This window comes from Arthrobacter sp. 001422645 (genome assembly GCF_059816125.1).
The window spans coordinates 654,280-672,872 of the sequence record NZ_JCBANT010000001.1; the positions used below are offsets into that span (position 1 = coordinate 654,280).

General features: G+C 69.0%; 18 protein-coding genes. 5 read left to right on the top strand and 13 right to left on the bottom strand.

Features of this window, described 5'->3' with window-relative positions:
- Positions 1–8: 8 nt before the first annotated feature.
- The gene (gene trhO, locus AC6EUH_RS03060) at positions 9–902 is read right to left on the bottom strand and encodes an oxygen-dependent tRNA uridine(34) hydroxylase TrhO (protein WP_056433706.1); all 894 of its coding nucleotides are present in this window, start codon (positions 900–902) and stop codon (positions 9–11) included.
- 217 nt (positions 903–1,119) lie between these two features.
- On the opposite strand from trhO, the gene AC6EUH_RS03065 reads away from it, so the two are divergent.
- Together AC6EUH_RS03065 and AC6EUH_RS03070 are read left to right on the top strand one after the other, a co-directional pair.
- Positions 1,120–1,812, top strand: coding sequence for a GNAT family N-acetyltransferase (locus AC6EUH_RS03065; RefSeq protein ID WP_056433711.1), 693 nt, complete (start codon positions 1,120–1,122; stop codon positions 1,810–1,812).
- 53 nt (positions 1,813–1,865) lie between these two features.
- A complete protein-coding gene (locus tag AC6EUH_RS03070; protein WP_499737758.1) occupies positions 1,866–4,250 on the top strand; it encodes a DEAD/DEAH box helicase in 2,385 nt (794 codons plus the stop codon).
- 43 nt (positions 4,251–4,293) lie between these two features.
- Here the strand turns inward: AC6EUH_RS03070 and AC6EUH_RS03075 are convergent, their stop codons facing one another.
- The 7 genes from AC6EUH_RS03075 to ssd form a co-directional block, all read right to left on the bottom strand.
- A complete protein-coding gene (locus tag AC6EUH_RS03075; RefSeq protein ID WP_499737759.1) occupies positions 4,294–4,698 on the bottom strand; it encodes an Rv3654c family TadE-like protein in 405 nt (134 codons plus the stop codon).
- Positions 4,695–5,078 carry a TadE family type IV pilus minor pilin gene (locus AC6EUH_RS03080; protein WP_056433717.1) on the bottom strand — a complete coding sequence of 128 codons (384 nt, stop codon included), beginning with the start codon at positions 5,076–5,078 and terminating at the stop codon, positions 4,695–4,697. The genes AC6EUH_RS03075 and AC6EUH_RS03080 overlap by 4 nt, the downstream gene beginning before the upstream one ends.
- A 107-nt stretch (positions 5,079–5,185) precedes the next feature.
- Positions 5,186–5,515: a DUF4244 domain-containing protein gene (locus tag AC6EUH_RS03085; RefSeq protein ID WP_442853915.1), complete on the bottom strand. Its 330-nt coding sequence runs from the start codon at positions 5,513–5,515 to the stop codon at positions 5,186–5,188.
- 129 nt (positions 5,516–5,644) lie between these two features.
- Entirely contained in the window at positions 5,645–6,247 is a 603-nt protein-coding gene (locus AC6EUH_RS03090; protein WP_499737760.1) for a type II secretion system F family protein, read from the bottom strand.
- Positions 6,244–7,068, bottom strand: a complete 825-nt coding sequence (locus AC6EUH_RS03095) for a hypothetical protein (RefSeq protein ID WP_499737761.1) — start codon at positions 7,066–7,068, stop codon at positions 6,244–6,246. The genes AC6EUH_RS03090 and AC6EUH_RS03095 overlap by 4 nt, the downstream gene beginning before the upstream one ends.
- Positions 7,065–8,405 (bottom strand): TadA family conjugal transfer-associated ATPase, encoded by a 1,341-nt coding sequence (locus AC6EUH_RS03100; protein WP_499737762.1) that lies wholly within the window; start codon positions 8,403–8,405, stop codon positions 7,065–7,067. Before AC6EUH_RS03100 ends, AC6EUH_RS03095 begins: the two co-directional genes overlap by 4 nt.
- Positions 8,402–9,496, bottom strand: a complete 1,095-nt coding sequence (gene ssd / locus AC6EUH_RS03105; protein WP_499737763.1) for a septum site-determining protein Ssd — start codon at positions 9,494–9,496, stop codon at positions 8,402–8,404. The genes AC6EUH_RS03100 and ssd overlap by 4 nt, the downstream gene beginning before the upstream one ends.
- Before the next feature lie 210 nt (positions 9,497–9,706).
- Between ssd and AC6EUH_RS03110 the strand changes: the two genes are divergently transcribed.
- Together AC6EUH_RS03110 and AC6EUH_RS03115 are read left to right on the top strand one after the other, a co-directional pair.
- A complete protein-coding gene (locus AC6EUH_RS03110) occupies positions 9,707–11,431 on the top strand; it encodes a bifunctional 3'-5' exonuclease/DNA polymerase (protein WP_499737764.1) in 1,725 nt (574 codons plus the stop codon).
- A gap of 140 nt (positions 11,432–11,571) precedes the next feature.
- Complete coding sequence (locus AC6EUH_RS03115; protein ID WP_499737765.1) at positions 11,572–11,832, top strand: YegP family protein; 261 nt, start codon at positions 11,572–11,574, stop codon at positions 11,830–11,832.
- 44 nt (positions 11,833–11,876) lie between these two features.
- On the opposite strand, the gene AC6EUH_RS03120 is transcribed toward AC6EUH_RS03115, so the two are convergent.
- The 5 genes from AC6EUH_RS03120 to AC6EUH_RS03140 all read right to left on the bottom strand — a co-directional run bounded on the left by AC6EUH_RS03120 (position 11,877) and on the right by AC6EUH_RS03140 (position 16,209).
- Entirely contained in the window at positions 11,877–12,575 is a 699-nt protein-coding gene (locus tag AC6EUH_RS03120; RefSeq protein ID WP_499737766.1) for an NUDIX hydrolase, read from the bottom strand.
- The gene (gene nth, locus AC6EUH_RS03125; protein ID WP_056433874.1) at positions 12,572–13,342 is read right to left on the bottom strand and encodes an endonuclease III; all 771 of its coding nucleotides are present in this window, start codon (positions 13,340–13,342) and stop codon (positions 12,572–12,574) included. Before nth ends, AC6EUH_RS03120 begins: the two co-directional genes overlap by 4 nt.
- A gap of 138 nt (positions 13,343–13,480) precedes the next feature.
- Positions 13,481–14,899 (bottom strand): hypothetical protein, encoded by a 1,419-nt coding sequence (locus AC6EUH_RS03130; protein ID WP_499737767.1) that lies wholly within the window; start codon positions 14,897–14,899, stop codon positions 13,481–13,483.
- Positions 14,900–15,103: 204 nt separating this feature from the next.
- On the bottom strand, positions 15,104–15,586 hold the full coding sequence (locus AC6EUH_RS03135; RefSeq protein WP_499737768.1) for a hypothetical protein: 483 nt from the start codon (positions 15,584–15,586) through the stop codon (positions 15,104–15,106).
- Positions 15,583–16,209 (bottom strand): hypothetical protein, encoded by a 627-nt coding sequence (locus AC6EUH_RS03140; protein WP_499737769.1) that lies wholly within the window; start codon positions 16,207–16,209, stop codon positions 15,583–15,585. Before AC6EUH_RS03140 ends, AC6EUH_RS03135 begins: the two co-directional genes overlap by 4 nt.
- Positions 16,210–16,548: 339 nt before the next feature.
- Between AC6EUH_RS03140 and acs the strand changes: the two genes are divergently transcribed.
- Positions 16,549–18,579 carry an acetate--CoA ligase gene (gene acs, locus AC6EUH_RS03145; RefSeq protein ID WP_056433877.1) on the top strand — a complete coding sequence of 677 codons (2,031 nt, stop codon included), beginning with the start codon at positions 16,549–16,551 and terminating at the stop codon, positions 18,577–18,579.
- The last annotated feature ends 14 nt before the right edge of the window (positions 18,580–18,593 follow it).

Genomic DNA, 18,593 nt, shown 5'->3' on the forward strand with positions numbered 1-18,593 from the left:
GCAGGGTGTCAGGCCGCGCAGCCGTCCGGGCAACGGAGCGTCTCCGGGCTGGCGCCGCAGTCCTTGCAGTAGAGCGTCAGCGTGCGGCAGGACGGGTTGGAGCAATTCTCGAATTTGCTCGTGGGCGCCGAGCAGCGGACGCATTCGCCGATGGTTTTCGCGTCCTCGCTGAATTCCAGGTGCATGCGCTTGTCGAACACGTAGAGGGAGCCCTCCCACAGGCCCTGGTCCTTGAAGGTTTCGCCGTAGCGGACAATCCCGCCGTCCAGCTGGTAGACCTCCTTGAACCCGCGGTTCACCATGAGGCTGGAAAGGACCTCACAACGGATACCGCCGGTGCAGTAGGTCACCACCGGTTTGTCCTTGAGCGCGTCGTACTTGCCCGAGTCGAGTTCCTTGATGAAGTCGTGGGTGGTGGCCACGTCCGGAACGATCGCGTCCTTGAATTTGCCGATCTGGGCCTCGAAGCCGTTGCGGCCGTCGAAAAACACGACCTCCTCGCCGGACTCCTTCCGCTCTTCTACGAGCTGGTGCAGTTCCTCGGGTTTGAGGTGCTTTCCGCCGCCGACGACGCCGCCGGCATCGACCTTGAGCTCGCCCGGCGCGCCGAAGGACACAACCTCGTCGCGGACCTTGACGCTTAGCCGGGGGAAGTCCGCGGCGCCGCCGTCGGACCACTTCACGTCGATGCCGTGGAAGCCCTTGTACTCGCGGGTTGTCTTGACGTACTGCTTGACGGCGTTCAGCTCGCCGCCGACGGTCGCGTTGATGCCGTCCTTGGAGATGATGATGCGGCCCGTCAGGCCGAGCTTCTCGCAGAGGGCACGCTGCCAGAGCCGGATGGCGTCCGGGTCCGCGAGAGGGGTAAAGCCGTAAAAGAGCACAATTCTGTTCAAAGCCACGTTTTAAGGGTACTGGGTGGACAAAAAAGCAGGGCAGCCGGGGCACCCCCGTGGCCGTCCTGGGGCCCTTCAGCCGGGCAGTTCCGCCAAACCGGAGCCGTTGTCCAGTCGCGGCCGCACCGGCAGCGACGGAGACTTGGATCACAATTGCGTAAGCAAGGCCCGTTCCCGGACCCGGCCCCTGTTACTTGTGGCGGGGCTGGAATACGCTCATCACATGAGTCTTGAGGCCATGGTTGAAGACACCCGCCATTTGCTGGAAATCTGGGTCACCGGCTGGGCCGGGTGCCGGGGATATGAGACGCGCAAGGAGGGCACTTTCCCTGCTGTCCGCAGGGCGGACACCACCCACGAGTGGGAATACTTCGCCCACGACCCCTCCGATGCGGAGTTCACCGCGCTGGCCGCTATCACCGCTGAAATACCCGCCCGCATCCTCACGATCCTCACGAATGATGTGGCGCGCTACACCAACCTCGCCCAGCAGCACGGGCTCAATGTCACGTCAGCCTCGCAGACGATGATGATCGTGGACATGGAGACACAGGACGCCGAGGATCCCTGGCTTCCGGATGATGACCTCCGGTGGGTACCGTCCCGAACGGACGGTGTCCACCATGCCGTGGTCTACGCCGGGGACGAGGTTGCGGCGAGCGGCCGGGTGTTTGTAGTGGGCCATACCGCTATCTTCGACAAGATCGTCACGGAGCCAGGATTCCAGCGGCGGGGCCTGGGAAGTTTCATCATGCGGGCACTGGCCGCCCAGGCTTTCGAGCACGACGTCGAATCCGGGCTGCTGCTCGCTTCGCTCGACGGGCAGAAACTGTATTCGCACCTCGGCTGGACCGCCGTCTGCCATGTGCTGATGCTCTCCGCCTCGGATGAGGGCTCCGACCTGTCCGTGGTCTGAGTTCCAGGGTGGTGCGTCCCGGACGATTTGAGGCCGGGTGAAAGAATGGACGAGTGAACCCACATGAGTCCCTGATTCCTTTGCTGGGCCGCGGCCCGGACCCGGAACAGCTCCGTCATGTGCGCACCATCGCCGCCCGCCAGGCCGTCCACGCGCCGTGGCCCGAGTGGGCGCACCCCGATCTCGTGAACGCCTACGGTACCCTCGGCATCCACGAGCCGTACCGCCACCAGATCCAGGCCGCCGACCTCGCCCACGCCGGCGAGCACGTGGTCATCGCCACCGGCACCGCTTCCGGAAAATCGCTGGCCTACCAACTGCCGGCCCTCGATGCGGTCCACCGCTCCGAGCTGCGGGTCCTCGCCGATCCGGGCAAGATCCACGACGACGGCGCCGTCACCCTTTATCTGTCCCCCACCAAGGCCTTGGCGGCGGACCAGCTGGCCGCCATCCGGGCGCTGAAGCTCCCCACTGTCCGGGCCGAAACCTACGACGGCGACACCGACCCCGCGTCCCGCCGGTGGATCCGGGACCACGCGAACTTCATTCTGGCCAACCCGGACATGCTGCACTTCGGGATCCTGCCCAACCATGCCTGGTGGGCCCGGTTCTTCCGCCGGCTGCGCTACGTGATCGTGGACGAGGCCCACAGCTACCGCGGCGTCTTCGGATCCCACGTTGCCAACCTCATGCGCCGCCTGCGCCGCATCTGCGCCTACTACAGCCCGGACGGCTCAGGACCGGTGTTCATCGCAGCCTCCGCCACGGCGTCCGAGCCCGGTACGTCCTTCGGCCGGCTTATCGGCGCGCCCGTCCGTGCGGTGGCCGAGGACTCCTCACCCCACGGTTCCACCACCGTCGCCTTCTGGGAGCCTGCCCTGACCGAACTCCGCGGCGAGAACGGCGCCAAGGAACGGCGGACGGCCGTAGCTGAAACCGCGGACCTGCTGGCCAATCTGGTCTCCTCGCGGGTACGGACCATCGCCTTCATCAAGTCCCGGCGCGGCGCGGAGACCATCGCCACCATCACCAAGCGCCTCCTCGACGAGGTGGACCCCAGCCTGCCGCAGCGGGTGGCGGCCTATCGTTCCGGCTACCTGCCGGAGGAGCGCCGTGCCCTGGAGAAATCGCTGCGCTCCGGCGAGCTGCTGGGCGTCTCCAGCACGTCGGCCCTGGAGCTGGGCATCGACATCTCCGGCCTCGATGCCGTGCTGGTCGCCGGCTGGCCGGGGACCCGCGCGTCGTTGTTCCAGCAGATCGGCCGGGCAGGCAGGGCTGGCCAGGATGCCATTGCCGCCTTCGTCGCGAGCGATGACCCGCTGGACACCTACCTGGTGAATCACCCCGAGGCGATCTTCGACGTCTCCGTGGAGGCCACCGTTTTCGACCCGTCCAATCCCTATGTGCTTGGGCCGCACCTGTGTGCCGCCGCCGCCGAACTGCCGCTGGGGTACGCCGAGCTGGGGCTGTTCGGCGCCACGTCCGAGAAATTGCTCGATCAGCTGGTGACCCAGGGCTACCTGCGACGCCGGCCCGCCGGATGGTTCTGGACCCACCCGCAAAGCGCGGCGGCAATGGTGAACCTGAGGGCCGACGGCGGCGGCCCGGTGAGCATTGTGGACGCCGACACCGGGTCCCTGCTGGGGACCATGGATTCCCCGCAGACGCACTACCAGGCCCACACCGGTGCCATCTACGTCCACCAGGGCGAGAGCTACGTGGTGGAGGACCTGAACGAGGACGATCACTGCGTGATGGTGCGGCGGGCGAATCCGGACTACTACACCACGGCCCGGGACGTGACCCAGATCGAGGTGCTCGAGACGCAGCGCACCACCCAGTGGGGCGACGTGGCGGTGCATTTCGGTGATGTGAAGGTGACAACGCAGGTAGTTTCCTTCCAGCGCAAGGCCCTGATTTCGAATGAGATCCTTGGTGAGGAACCGCTGCAGCTGGGTGCCCGGGACCTGTTCACCAAGGCGGTGTGGTTTGTCATGGACAACCGCTCGTTGACCGGTGCGGGGTTGATCGAGGCGCAGTTCCCCGGCGCCCTCCACGCCGCGGAACACGCGGCGATCGGACTCCTGCCCCTGGTTGCGTCCAGCGACCGCTGGGACATCGGCGGGGTGTCCACGGCCATCCACGCCGACACCGGAGTGCCGACCATCTTTGTCTACGACGGCCACCCCGGCGGGGCTGGCTTCGCCGAGCGCGGCTACGACAAGGCCAAGGTCTGGCTCGCTGCAACCCGTGACGCAATCAAGGCCTGCGAGTGCGAGTCCGGCTGTCCGTCCTGTGTGCAGTCGCCCAAGTGCGGCAACAAAAACAATCCGCTCGACAAGGACGCCGCCGTTACCCTCATCGACGTGCTGCTCGAGGACGCGACGGACCAGATGCGCACCGGGCAGCCGGACCACGCGGCTCCGCTGCAGGCCTAGCCGAGGTTGGCGGGAAATGCCCCCGGCGGCGGCTGGCACCGGCTCACGGCGGCGGGCCGGCTCTGGCCAGTCCGGTTGCCCCGCCCACGGGCGTCCGGATTTCCAGCTCAGTGCGGACCTGCACGGTACTTCCCGTTCCTTCCGAACAGCTGAGGATCCTGGCGCCATTCCTGCGCGCGACATCCGCGGCTACTGCGCACGGTTCCCCTGGAGTGATCCCGCGGGCCGCATCCGCGGCGGCGAGGGCCGCCAAGTCCGCAGCCGCCGCCGCGCGGAACGCCATTGCCCCCGACTGGGCCAGCAGCACAATCAGGACCGCCGCAAGAACGACCAGCATCCCCAGGCCCAGCGCCAGGACGGTTCCGGCACCACGTTCCAGGTGTCCCGGGCTTTCCGGGTTTTGCGAGTGCTCGCCCGGGGCCGACCCGCGCGTCGCCAGCCTGCTCATGCGGCGAGACCCTGCACCTGATGGTGCCAGACCGAGGGCACCCCGGCCGCGGCTGACGGACCGGACGATTCGCCGCGGACCCACGCGCGGGCCGAGAGGGTCCACGGAAGAAGAGAGCCGACCGCCCCGGGAACTCTGGCCGAGACCGTCACACTGAGCCACCCGCCGTCGGACGCCACGGCTGATGCCGCCGCGTTGCCGGCGAGGCGGCGAACGATGACGTCCACCGCGGCGGCATCTTCACCGCGGGCCAGGGCGCGGGCGCCCGCCCTGGCTGCCTCCTCCAGCCGCAGCTGGGTGACGCCCGCCGCTGAGCCGGCCAGCAGCAGGGCGAGCAGGAGCAGGACCGAGGGCAACGCCACGGCGAATTCGGCCGTCACGGCGCCGCGGCACGTCCGGCCGCCCGATCCCGGCCGCCGCCACGCGGTCGCTGCTGCGCGAGGAGTTGCCGCTGCCGCGTTCCTTACCTTGGCCGGCTGTCCCGGGCTCATGGCAAGGCGAGCGCCGTGCGGATGAGGTTCAGCAGGAAACCCCGGACCTCATCACTGCGCATGATGAACACGAGAATGCCGGCAAACCCGACAGCGGCAAGCGTGGCGATGGCGTACTCGGCCGTCGCCATGCCTGCCTCGGAGCCAAAGAGCTTTCCCGGCCTTCGGGTCCGGAGCGCGTCACTTGCTCCGGGATAGATTTCGCGGATCTCGGCGTCCTCCGGCCCGGTGTGAACCTTCCCGGACGTGCGGGTGGGCGCAAAATGATGAGATGACATGGGACGTTCCCTTCGTTGGATTCCGGCGGGGCTGCCGGCAGTTTCCACTCTTCCGTTTGCGTACACCGCCAGTAAGGTGCGCTTCCTGCCAAGTGGAAAAGATGCGGCACACGCAGGCTGTGGGGGAATAGTCTCGGCCAACCGCGCCCTGGGGCCAGTAAGAATCGGCCTTGAGAATTAGCCCGGGAGCATCGCCAGCAGCACAGGAACCACGCCCAGGCAGACGAAGGCTGGCAGGGAACACAGGCCAAGCGGGACAACGAGCTTTACCCCCAAGGCTGCGGCCTGTTTCTCCGCGGCCCGGAACCGCTCGCGGCGCATGCGTGCCGCCTGGGCATAGAGGATGGCGGACGAGGGAGCGCCGGTGAGCGCGGCAAATCCCAGGGCATCGCGCAGGGCAAGAAGTCCCGGCGACCGGACACTGGAGCTGCGCCAGGCGGTATCCCAATCGGCACCGACGGCGAGCGCCGCGACGACTGGCCGCAGGGGACCCCGGAGTTCCGAGTCGGCCAGGTCGGCCACCAGGGCGAGGGCACGGCCGAGCCCGGCTCCCGCGTCGAGCATCGCGCCGATCAGTTCCAGCATCATCGCCGTGTCACGGAGCCCGGACTGCCCGGAAGGGTCATCGTTGCGGCGGTCCTGGCCCGGCTCTGCGTCGTCCGGAGCACGCTTCATCCGGCGTCTGAGTCGCCGGCGGGTCCTGCCCCGGTCGGACAAGGCAATAGCTGCGGCGACCCCCAAAAGCGCAACCACCATCACTCCCGCTGCGCTTGGTGTCATGGCTGAAGCCCCTCCGCTGACCGGACCAGCCGCGCGGACCAGAATCGGCCCGCGACTGTGAGCGCCAGGCCCGCCGCGAGCGCCGCCACGCCCCAGGGGGTTCCCAGCAGGACCTCGACGGGGTCGACGCCCAGGAGCAAGCCCAGGCCCAGGCCGAGGAACGGCAGCCAGGTCAGGAGCCGTACGGTCGCGCGGGGTCCCGCCAACGCCGTCTGACGGGCGGCCTCGGCGTCGTCCTCCGCCTCCAGCTGGGCGGCAAAACGCGTCAACACGTCCGCCAGCGGGCAGCCGGTGGCTTCCGCAACATCAAAGCAGGCGGCGAGTTGAAACCAGACTCGGCGCTCGAACACCCACGCGCGGGCACCGCTGGTTCTGGTGGCCCCGGCGGTTCGGCCGGATGCCGCCGCTCCGGCGGAGCGGATGGCGGCACCCACAGGAGCCCCGCGCATCGCGGCCGCGCGGGCCGCAGCGAGCATCCGCACGGATTCCGGCGCCAGGACCTGCTGGCCGGCAGTGGCTTCCCCGGACACGGACGCGGCGGGATCGCCCACATGCAGGAGCCACAACTCATCCCACAGGCGGGCGGGAGTGCGGCCACCCCTCAGCAGTGCCGCCAACTGCTGAACGATCAGGTTCATCGATACCGCAGGAGCGCTCCTGCGCGGCCATCGGGACGCCGGGCCGGGACGCGTTTCCGCGCTGCCGGCAGCAACCCCCCGTACGCCGGCAAGGGCCCCACGAATCCGCTGGTGTGGGGCACCCGCCGGCGAAAACGCCAGGCACACAGCGAGTGCCAATACTCCCACGAGTAGGGCCGTCATCCCTCGCCCCCGCCCCGGTCCCCCCGCCCCGCTCTCTCCGGCGGCCGCGCTGGTCCCGCGGGGCCGGCCGCGTTCTTGCCGCCGGGGTCCAGTTCGTCCGGGTCCCATCCGCCAGGGTCCAGCCCGAGACGTTCCGCGAGTTTGGGCCAGGCTGGCCCCGCGCGGACAGCCCCGCGGCAAATGTCCAGCGCGGAGCCGACCACCAGGCCCGCGGTGCTGCCTTGGAGCACGCCGATGCAGGACACAGTCCGCCTGTTGTTCAGCCTTTCCACATGGACCACAGCGTCGAGGGCGCTGGCCGCCTGCAGGCGCACCGCGTCCTGCCCCATCCCGGCCAGCGCCCCGAGCGCTGTCAGCCGGGCGGGGACGTCGGCCGCGGTGTTGGCGTGAATTGTGCCGCCGCCTCCACTGTGGCCCGTATTCATGGCAGCGAGCAGTTCCCGCACTTCGGCACCCCGGCACTCCCCCACCACCAGCCGGTCCGGCCGCATCCTCAATGACTGCCGCACGAGCTCGCTCAAATCCACGACGCCGCCGCCTTCCAAGTTGCCGTGCCGCGCCTCCAGCGAGACAACGTGCGGGTGAACCGGGTTCAGTTCCGCGGCATCCTCAATGAGGACCAGCCGCTCACCCGGCGCACACAGGCCGAGAAGTGTGGCGAGCAGCGTTGTCTTCCCAGAGCCTGTGGCCCCGCTGATCAGGAAACTCAAACGGCGTTCCAGCATCCGTTCCAGCACGCCCTGCACCCTGGCTCCGAACATCCCGTTCCGCCGCAGCTCGTCCATGGAGAAGACCCGTTCACGCCGGATCCTGATACTCAGGAGGGTCCCCGCCGTGGAGATGGGCGGCAGGACAGCATGGACCCGGAAGCCGCCGTCGAGCCTGATGTCGACGCAGGGCGAACCATCATCGAGGCGCCGTCCACCGGCAGCCACGAGCCGCGCGGCCAGCGCACGGACCTGCGGCTCACCGGAGAAGGCCACCGGCGCCCTTTCGAGGCCGTCCCCGCGGTCCAGCCAGACGGCGCCGGGGCCGTTGACGAAAATGTCTGTCACGGATGGGTCCCGGACCAGCGCCTGCAGCGGTCCGAGGCCGTTCAATTCCGCGCTGATCCCTTCGACCGCCGCCAAGGCACCGGCAGTCCCCAGCAGGCGTCCGCTCGCCTGCACGGCGGCCGCCACGCGCGACGGGGTCACCGGCCCGGCGTCGGACATCACGGATTCCCGGACGGACTCCAGAAGCCGCGCATCAACGGTGGCGCGGGCGGGCGGGCGGTACCGCGGAACCCCCGGGCGTCCGCTGACGTCTGGCGGGCCCGGCGCAGAATGGGCGCTCATGCGGGGCGTCCCGCGCCGAACTCAAGCACCATGCCGGCGAACCGCCGCACATTGCGCTGCCGTCCGGTGTCCAGCAGCCGCCCGTTCTCCGTGGCGGCCGCGGCCCTCCGGACGTCCGGCATGATGCCGGCGAGGGGCAGCCCGACGGATTCTGCCACCAATTCCGCATCCAACGCGGTCCCCGGTCTGCCCCGCACCACCAACACAGTTTCCACCGGAGGAAGGTCCTGCAGGAGCCGGGCCGTTGCCACGGCAGCCCGCAGCAGCGCGGGCGCAACCACGATCATCCTGTCGCAGTCCCACGCGAAAGACCGCAGCGTTTCCCGGCCCCGGCCGATGTCCACGACCACCAGCTCGAAGCCGCGCCGGGCGGCGTCCAGCACTCCGGCCACGACTTCGGGGGCCACCCCGCTGTGGGGTTGCTTGTTCCCGGGCCAGGACAGGAAGGGGAATCCCCCGGCCAGGGGCAGGGAATCGGCGAGCTGGCGGGGATCGATCGTGCCACTTGCGTCGGCCAGATCCGGCCAGCGGAGACCGGCCGTTTCTTCGGCGGCGAGCGCCAGTTCCAGCCCGCCGCCCCACGGGTCTCCGTCCACCAGCAGGACACGCACACCCTCCCGGGCGGCGGCGTGGGCCAGCCAGACCGCGGCGGTGCTGGATCCCGCGCCGCCACAGCCGCCGACAATCCCCAGGACCAGTCCGCCCGGCTCAGGTGTGCGGACGCGGCTGAGATACTCGGCGAGCCAGGTAGCGGCATCGGGCAACACTGCGACGCGTTCAGCGCCGATGGCAGCTGCCAGGTGCCACAGCCGGTCGCCGTCGTCGTTGAGGCCGACGAGGACCGCGGGCGACCGACCCCGCGGCGGCAACTCGCTGATGTCACTGCCGACCAGCACCGCAGCGGCTGTGTCCCAGAAGGGCACCGCTTCCCTGAGGTTCCCCACCGTGCGCAGCTGGCCGCCCGAGGCCGCCACGATCCGTTCCACCTCGCCGCGCAGCAGCTCGAACCCCGTCACCAGCAGCGTCTCCGACGTCCCGTCCGGGAGCCACGGCCCGGCGCCCACCCCGGCTCCGGTCCCGGAGCTGGTCACCGTACCGGCGCCGTGCAGAAGGCCAGCCCCGGGACCGGGTCGGTGCGTGGGTAACTCGTGACGACTCATGCGGCAACTCTTCCCGTCGCGCAAACCCGCCGTAACCCGGGCCAGCCGCTATGTGGACAAGCCACGCGGACAATCCTGCGGACAGGCCGACTGGCAATCCGGTGGACAAAGGACCCCGCGCCGCAGGGCAGAATTGACCCTATGTACCTGCTGCTCGCCGCCCACGCCGACGGCGCAGCTCTCCAGGAAGTCACCGCGGACGGCGCGCCGCACCCGGCTGCACCGGCACCGCAGATCGTCAGCGCCGCCGGGCTGTCCGGCGTCGTGCGTGAACTCGAACAGCGGCGGCCGCGCTGGATCTGGCACCGCACCCAGGACTGGTACCCCGCCCTGCTGGCCGCCGGGGTGGAGCTGGAACGCTGCTACGACCTCACGTTGTGCGGCGCGATCCTGGCGCACTCGGAGTTTACGGCCCACACCGCGTACGCGCAGAACGCCGAGAAACTGATCCAGGACGACGAGCTGCAGCAGCCTCCGCGCGCCCTGCAGCCGCCGCCACCGCCGGCCGACCAGGGCGCCCTGTTTGATGATCCCGGCTGGCGGAACGCGCCCCGCCACACCCCTGAAGACCTTCGCCTCGAATACGCCGCCCAGCAGGACGCGCTCAGTCAGGCGGGAGGGACCGCCGTCGAGCGCCCCGGTGACAACCGCAGGCAGCGCCTCCAGCTCCTGCTCGCGGCCGAGTCCGCCGGCGCCATGATCGCGGCGGAAATGCAGCACACCGGTGTGCCGTGGCGCGAGGAACTGCACGAGCAGATCCTCGCCGACTACCTCGGACCCAGGCCTCCCCAGGGCCACCGCCCGGCCAAGCTGGAAGCGCTCACCGCCGAGCTGCGGCAACTGCTGAATTCGCCCGCGCTGAACCCCGATTCCCCGCAGGAGCTGATGCGGGCGCTGCACCGGAACGGCATCGAGGTGAAAACTACCCGACAGTGGGAACTGAAGGAATCCAGCCACCCGGCGATCGAACCGCTCCTGGCCTTCAAGAAGCTCTCCCGCCTTCACGCCGCCAACGGCTGGGCCTGGCTGGATGTCTGGGTCAAGAACGGCCGGTTCCAGCCGGAGTACGTGGTGGGCGGTGTTGTCTCCGGACGCTGGGCGTCCCGCGGCGGCGGGGCCCTTCAAATTCCGCGGCAGATCCGCGGCGCAGTGCACGCCGATCCGGGGCACAAGCTGATCGTCGCGGACGCCTCGCAGCTTGAGCCCCGGGTGCTCGTGGCGCTGGCGCAGGATTCGAAGATGGCCGAGGCTGCGCGGGACAAGGACCTGTATGCCGGCATCGCCGCGCAGGGCTTCGGCGGCGACCGCGCCAAAGCGAAGGTTGCCCTGCTCGGGGCGATCTACGGGGCAACGACCGGCGAATCGGGGCGCCTGATGCCGCAGCTGACCCGCACGTATCCACGCGCGGTCGGTTTCGTGGAGCATGCCGCCCGCGAAGGTGAGGCCGGACGGACGGTCACCTCACGGCTGGGCCGCAGCAGCCCTCCGCCGTCCGAGCGATGGCTGCAAAGCCAGCAGTCGACCAGCGCCGAGGAACAGCGCAGGGCTGATTCGATCGCCCGCTCGCGCGGCCGGTTCACCCGCAACTTCGTCGTCCAGGGTTCCGCGGCGGACTGGGCCGCTTGCTGGCTGGCAGAATTACGACGGCGGCTCCGCTCCATGCGTGCTGACGGGACGCCGGGCGGGGAACTGGTCTTCTTCCTGCACGACGAAGTAATGGTCCACTGCCCGGAAGCCGCCGTGGCCGACTGCATCCGGGCGATCGAGCAGGCCGCGACCGTGGCCAAGGAACTGCTGTTCGGCAGGATTCCGGTGGAATTCCCGGTCAGCGTGGCGGTCGTGGACTCGTACGATACCGCCAAATAGGCCCTGGCGTCCCCCGCCGTAACGTACCCGTCGGTAGCGTTGTGCCCGCCTGTGACGGCGGTTACGCTCGGTAGGGCCGGTGGCTGATCCGATAGTCCGCCGGCAATGCAACGACGCATATTTTTTGGGGAGGCAGCACATTGGCTGGCATTTTCGAGATCGCCATGGCCGGCGAGAAGAAGTACTTCTTCAAGCTGACGGCATCTGACGGAACGGTGGTTGCCGTTTCACCACTGTTCAACACCATCAAGGGCGCTGCCGCGGGCATCAACGCCGTGCGGGAGAACGCCGCCACCGGGTTTGTCGTGGACAAGTCCGGTGCCCGCAGCAAGTCCGTCCCCCCGCAGGCTGCCACCCGTAGCGCCGCCGCCCGGGCCAGGGCCAGCCTGGCCTCCGGCTGAGCGCCCGCCCGATATCCAGGCGGGGACGCGTTTGAGGCCCAGTCTTAGCCGTGGAGCCGACTCCACGTGTCGACGCTGAGCAAGCTCGAGCGGTCCCAAGGAACCGCCCATCCCAGCTGGTCGAACAGCTGGTTGAGGATCATCCCGGTAAAGCCCCACACCACCACGTCATTGACGGTGAATGCGGGGCTTTGGAACGTCTGTCCGGCCCGGGTCACCGTGGCCATCACGCGGTTGTCCGGGTCCAGCAGGTCGCGGACCGGGACACGGAATACCTGGGAGGATTCGCCATAGTCCACCACCCGCACGGGTGACTGGGACGCCCACCAGCCGAGGACGGGGGTGACCAGGAAGTTTCCGCGCGGCAGGGCCAGTTCCGGCATCACGCCGAGGACGTCGACGCCGGCCGGGTCCAGCCCGGTTTCCTCTTCCGCTTCCCGCAGAGCGGCATCGGTCACGGACTCGCCCGGGTCAATGCCGCCGCCGGGGAAGGCGACCTGCCCGGGATGGTCATCCAGGGTCTGCGCGCGTTGCAGCAGCAGGACGTCCAGATCGGCCGGGGCCAGGGCTTTGACCGACGCCGCCGGGACATTGTCGAGGGAGCCGAAGAGCATCAGCACGGCCGCCCGGCGGACCCTTTCCCCGGGTTCGACGACGAGTTCACGCCACCGGGGATCCGGTGACGGCGCCGTTCCGGCTTCCACTGCGGCCACCAGGTCGATGAGGTCCTGCCGGGCCGTCATAGCGGCTTCCTCTGCGATTCCATCCGGATTTCCGCGGCCCGGTGCGTCTCTGCGAGAAGCTTTGACAGCAGCTCCTCCTGGCCCGGTGCCAGTTCGTACTTCAACAGTTTCTTCGCTTTCTCCGGGTCGGTCTCCCCCATGCCGTAGCTGGGGCACCAGTTTGCCACCGCGCAGGCCCCGCAGGCCGGTTTGCGCGAATGGCACACGCGCCGGCCGTGGAAGACCACCCGGTGCGAGAGCATGGTCCAGTCCCTCGGTTCGAACAGTTCCCCGACGTCGGATTCGACCTTCACCGGATCATCCGAATCCGTCCAGCCGAACCGCCTCGCGAGACGGCCGAAGTGGGTATCCACCGTGATCCCCGGGACGCCGAAGGCGTTGCCGAGCACCACATTGGCGGTCTTCCGCCCGACGCCGGGAAGCGTCACCAGATCAGCGAGCCGTCCGGGCACCTCGCCGTCGTACTCATCCACCAGCCGGTTGCACAACGCCATCAGGTTCCGGGTTTTGGCCCGGAAGAACCCGGTGGGCTTGATGATGGCCTCAAGATCGTCAGGGTCCGCCTCTGCCATGCTCCGCGCGTCCGGGTAGCGCCCGAACAGCAGCGGCGTGATCTGGTTGACTGTCACGTCGGTGGTCTGCGCGGAAAGCACCGTAGCCACCACCAGCTCGAACGGATTGCGGAAATCCAGTTCCGCGTGCGCATACGGATATTGCTCCGCCAGCGCCTTGTTGATCCGCCGGGCACGCCGTTTCAGGGCCAGCAGGGACTCCCCCGCAAGCCGCGGCCCGGCGCTTACGGTCCCGCTGTTCCTGGAACCGGCGTTCGTGCGACCAGCGCTTTTGGGTGCCGGCGTGGCGCTGCCGGCGGCAGGATCGCTGGAGTCGGTGGCCACGGGTGCCGGCTAACCGCGTTCGATGTTGCTGAGGTCCCGGAGCACGCCCACGCGGCCGTCGGTGTGCTGGACCAGGAATTCGTGGCCGCGGTCCTCCAGGGCGAGCACCCAGCCGCCGGGTTGGATTACGAAGGCGGCGGCACCGCTGTGCTCGTCCATGGCGGTGCGGGGCTGGGCGACGGCGAACCAGAAGGCTTCGTACGCGGGCTGGGCGGCGTGTTCCTCGGGACGGCTGGCCGGGTCGATGGTGGCCCCGATCGGCTCCTGCTGGCGCACCTGCGGGTTCACCGTTGTGGGGGCGCTGTGATCGGAGGCCGCGGGAACCTCTGCGGCTTGGGTCTGTTCAGCGGCGGGAGGCACGACGGCGGCAGCCTGGGTCTGCTCGGCGGCGGGAGGCGCGACGGCGGCAGCCTGGGTCGGCTGGGCAGCCGACGGCGCGGGGGCTGCGGACGGCGCCCCCGGGCCCGTCGCGGCGGCCGGCGTCGCGGAGGCCGCGGGAACGGTGCTCGCAACCTGGGTTGCCGGGGAGCTGACGGCCGGGGCGGGGCCGGCAGCCTGGGCAGGCTTTTCGTGGGCGGACGGTTCGGGGGCGGGCTTGCCCTGGGCAGCGGCGGGGGCGGAAGCCGCGGAACCGGCAGCTGCAGCTGCCGCACCCGAGGCGGCAACGGCGCCCGATCCTGGACCGAACGACGCGTCGCCATGCGGGGCAGTACCCGTGGCCGCGGACTGTCCGCCGGGGGTCATGCGCTTCGCCCAGCCGGCGACGGCACTGGTGCCGGCGGCCTTGGGCGCCTTGTCATCCTTGGCCTCTTTCGGAGCCTTGGGCGCGCGGGGTTTGTGGACGGGGACGGCTGAGTCGCGGGCCACAATATGGGCGGGCACTTCAGCGCGGTCGAGGAAATCTCCGGCGAAAAAGGGGATCAACCGGGCCAGGACGGTGGCCGAGAGGAGACCGAGGGCGCCGATGAGGGCCAGCAACATGCTGGGCACGAACGCGCCCGCGACGGACAGGAAGAAGAAAGCAACGGCGAAGGACGCCACCACGGAGCCGAACTGGTCCACTGACAGCGAGCCGATGCGGATCTTGGTTCCCGGGCTGACACGGCGTGCCACGAACAGGGCGGCCACGATCACGGGCAGGATGATCCCGAGGCCAAGGAAGAACAGGCTGCCCAGATTCCACAGGTTATACCGGACGGCGAACATCGGGATCAGCGAGGCGATAAAGAGGATCAGCGTCGAGCCGAAAACCGTCAGGTCGCGGATGGTGAAGGGTCCGAGGACCGCCTCGTTCTTCTTGCCGGCCTTCTTGCTGGCCTTGTCCACCGTGAAACGGGGGGCTTCCCCGTAGCCGGCGGGCCGGTCCGCTCCGCCGTTCGCCTGGGTTTGGGCGGGCGCCTTGAGCTGCCCGTTTGCTTGCTCGTTCATTCGGTTCTCCTTACACGGCGGCGCTCTGGACAGCACCGTCTAACGGCAGACCAAAACGGGACCGCGCGCGGTCCCGTCGCCTCCATCGGATGTCACAACTTCATCTCAGCCTAGTCAAGTGGCTGGCCGATCACTAGCTGACGAGCCGGGGACATGGGCATGGAATAAGGCCGCCCTTCCCGGCGCCGCGGCTCCCGGCGTGCGTCATTCCAGCACCAGAGTGTGCATCGCCTGACCCTGGCTGTCGGCCAGCGTCACGGCCAGGGGCAGGGAGTCCGCGCCGGCCGGAACCGTAAATTCGTACGTCGTGGGCGCAAGGTCGGCGGTGCAGGCCCTCTCGCGGGCCTCCTCGAAGGTGATGGTCACCCGGTCCGGGCCGGTCGCTTCAATCCGGGTCGGGACGGGCGGGCAACTGGAGCTTCCCCACACCGTGAGGCCGAACCGCCGGGGCCTGTCCACCCACCCCGCCAAGGGCGTTCCGAGTCCGGGAGGCGGTGCGGCGGACGCCGTCGTCGAGGGACCCGCGGACACTGTGGGCGCGACGGAGGGCGACGCCACCACTCCGCGGTAGCTGCGGTCGGCGGCGTTCGGTGGCCCGGCACAGGCCCCCACACCGAGCACGACGCCGGTCGCAAGGATGCAGGCCAGCGCCCGCATCCGCCGTCGTTGTCCCGGAGGCTGATTCATGACTCTCCGGTTGCCTGCGGCGGCGTGGTGCCGGCTGCTGCCCGCAAGGCCCGGCTATACGCGGCCGGTTCATTGCGGGTGGCAGCTGAAACCGCAAGGTGCCGGACGGTCAGGCGTCGGGCGAAGTAGCCTTCGTACGGCAGGACCACCACGGTATCCAGTCCGCTCTCCCAAGCGGCGATCAGGGCAGCCAGGCTCTGAGGCTCCGGGGACGCGGCAGCGTTCCGGCGAGGACGGGCGTAGGCGCGCGGGCTGGACGCCATTTCCCACGCATTGTAGGCGTGGACGTCGATCCCTTCCCAGCCGTGGTCCGCCTGCCAGAACGGCGGAATCAAGGGATCGAGGACATGACCCGGCTGCGAGGCGGCCCGGATGTACTCCGGAGTGGGGTGGATCGTCGGGTCGGGCTCCTCCACGGAATACCAGTCCCAGGCCCGCTTCCAGGCCCGGCGCCAGCGGGCGTCCCACCCCGCGGGCGCGGCCGTCTCAGGGATCCGGGAGAGGCCCACCTCGGGCAGCGGGTCCAGGCGGGGCACATCGACGTCGGCCGCTATGACCCAGGCGTGGCGGATGAACAGCAGGACAGTCAGCTGATGCGGCGTTTCGTCCACTCGGATGGCCATGTCATTCGGCCACGGGTTATCCGGCGCCCGGCCCAAAAGTCTCACGATCCCCTTCCCCCAACTGGCAGTGCGTCCTCCTAGGCCCCATTGTGACGACGTAAGGTCACCAGCACCAGATCCCCGGGTGCCCCACCACCATTCGGCGCTTAACAAACACCGCTCACGGTTCGCTGTGTGACGCGGCACACGTCGGGAAGGGCTCAGGCGATAGTGTGTATTTCGGAACAGCTTTAGCGGTCCGACCGTGACCAGCCGATGCCCAACGCCGCGCATGCGGCACGGTGCTGCGGCGGGACGGGGGTCCCGCGCAGCACGGATCGATGAATGATGAGGTTCACCATGTCCCAGCAGTCACCCGGCTCCACTACGACGCAGGCGCCCCAGGGCGATGCCTTCGAAAACCTGTCACAGGAGAACCGGAAGTTCGCCCCTTCCCCCGAGTTCGCCGCCAACGCGGTGGTCACCGCTGCGGACTATGCCGAGGCCGACGCCGACCGGCCCGCCTTCTGGGCGAAGCAGGCCCGCGAGCTGCTGAGCTGGAGCAAGGACTTCACGCAGGCCCTGGACTGGTCCACACCACCGTTCGCGAAGTGGTTCGTCGGGGGCGAGATCAACGCCGCCTACAACGCGCTGGACCGCCACGTCGAGGCCGGCCACGGGGACCGGGTTGCCATCTACTTCGAGGGTGAACCGGGCGATACCCGGACGTACACGTACGCCCAGCTCACCGAAGAGGTCAAGAAGGCCGCCAACGCCTTTGAGTCCCTCGGCGTCGCCAAGGGCGACCGGGTGGCCGTGTACCTGCCGATGATTCCCGAGGCCGTCATCACGCTGCTGGCCTGCGCCCGGATCGGCGCCATCCACTCGGTGGTGTTCGGCGGCTTCTCCGCCGAGGCGCTGCGCTCCCGGATCGACGACGCCGAAGCCAAGCTCGTCGTCACCGCGGACGGCACGTACCGGCGCGGCAAGCCCAGCGCGCTCAAGCCCGCCGTCGACGAGGCGTTGTCCCACGAGGGAGACGGCAGCGGCCACACCGTGCAGAACGTCGTCGTCGTCAAGCGCAACGGCCAGGACATCGACTGGCACGAGGGCAGGGACCACTGGTGGGCGGACACGGTCGGGACCGCCTCCGCCGAGCACACCGCCGTCGGGCATGACTCCGAACACCCGCTCTTTATCCTTTACACCTCCGGCACCACCGGCAAGCCCAAGGGCATCCTTCACACCACCGGCGGCTACCTCGCCCAGGGCGCCTACACGCACAAGGCGGTCTTCGACCTCAAGCCCGAAACCGACGTCTACTGGTGCACGGCCGACGTCGGCTGGATCACCGGGCACTCCTACGTCGCTTACGCCCCGCTCATCAACGGCGCCACCCAGGTGATCTACGAAGGCACCCCGGACTCCCCGCACCAGGGCCGCTGGTGGGAGATCGTGGAGAAGTACAAGGTCTCCATCCTCTACACCGCCCCCACCGCCATCCGGACGTTCATGAAGTGGGGCAAGGAGATCCCGGCGAAGTCGGACCTCTCCTCGATCCGGGTCCTGGGCTCGGTGGGCGAGCCCATCAACCCCGAAGCGTGGATGTGGTACCGCGAGGTCATCGGCGGCAACGCCGGCAAGAACGGCGAACGGAAGGAAACTCCCGCGCCGATCGTGGACACCTGGTGGCAGACCGAAACCGGCGCGCAGATGATCGCCCCGCTGCCCGGTGTCACGGCCACCAAGCCCGGCTCCGCCCAGGTCCCGTTGCCCGGCATCGCCGTGGACGTTGTGGACGAACTCGGCGAGTCCGTGCCCAACGGCTCCGGCGGATACCTCGTGATCCGCGAACCGTGGCCGGCCATGCTGCGTGGCATCTGGGGCGACCCGGAGCGCTTCAAGGAAACCTACTGGTCCCGTTTCGAGACCATGTACTTTGCCGGGGACGGCGCCAAAAAGGACGAGGACGGCGACATCTGGCTGCTCGGCCGGGTCGATGACGTGATGAACATTTCCGGCCACCGGCTATCCACCGCCGAAATCGAATCCGCCCTCGTAAGCCACCCCGCCGTCGCGGAGGCCGCCGTCGTGGGCGCCGCGGACGAAACCACCGGCCAGGCCGTTGTCGCCTTCGTGATCCTGCGCGGGGACGCCGTGGACACCGGCGATGCGATCGTGCAGGAACTCCGGAACCACGTGGGCAAGGAAATCGGGCCGATCGCCAAGCCCAAGACCATCCTCGTGGTGCCGGAACTGCCCAAGACCCGCTCGGGCAAGATCATGCGGCGCCTGCTCAAGGACGTCGCGGAAGGCCGTGAGGTGGGCGATGCCACCACACTGGCCGACAATACGGTCATGGCGCAGATCGCGCAGTCGCTGAGAAAGTGAGCAGGCACCGGCCC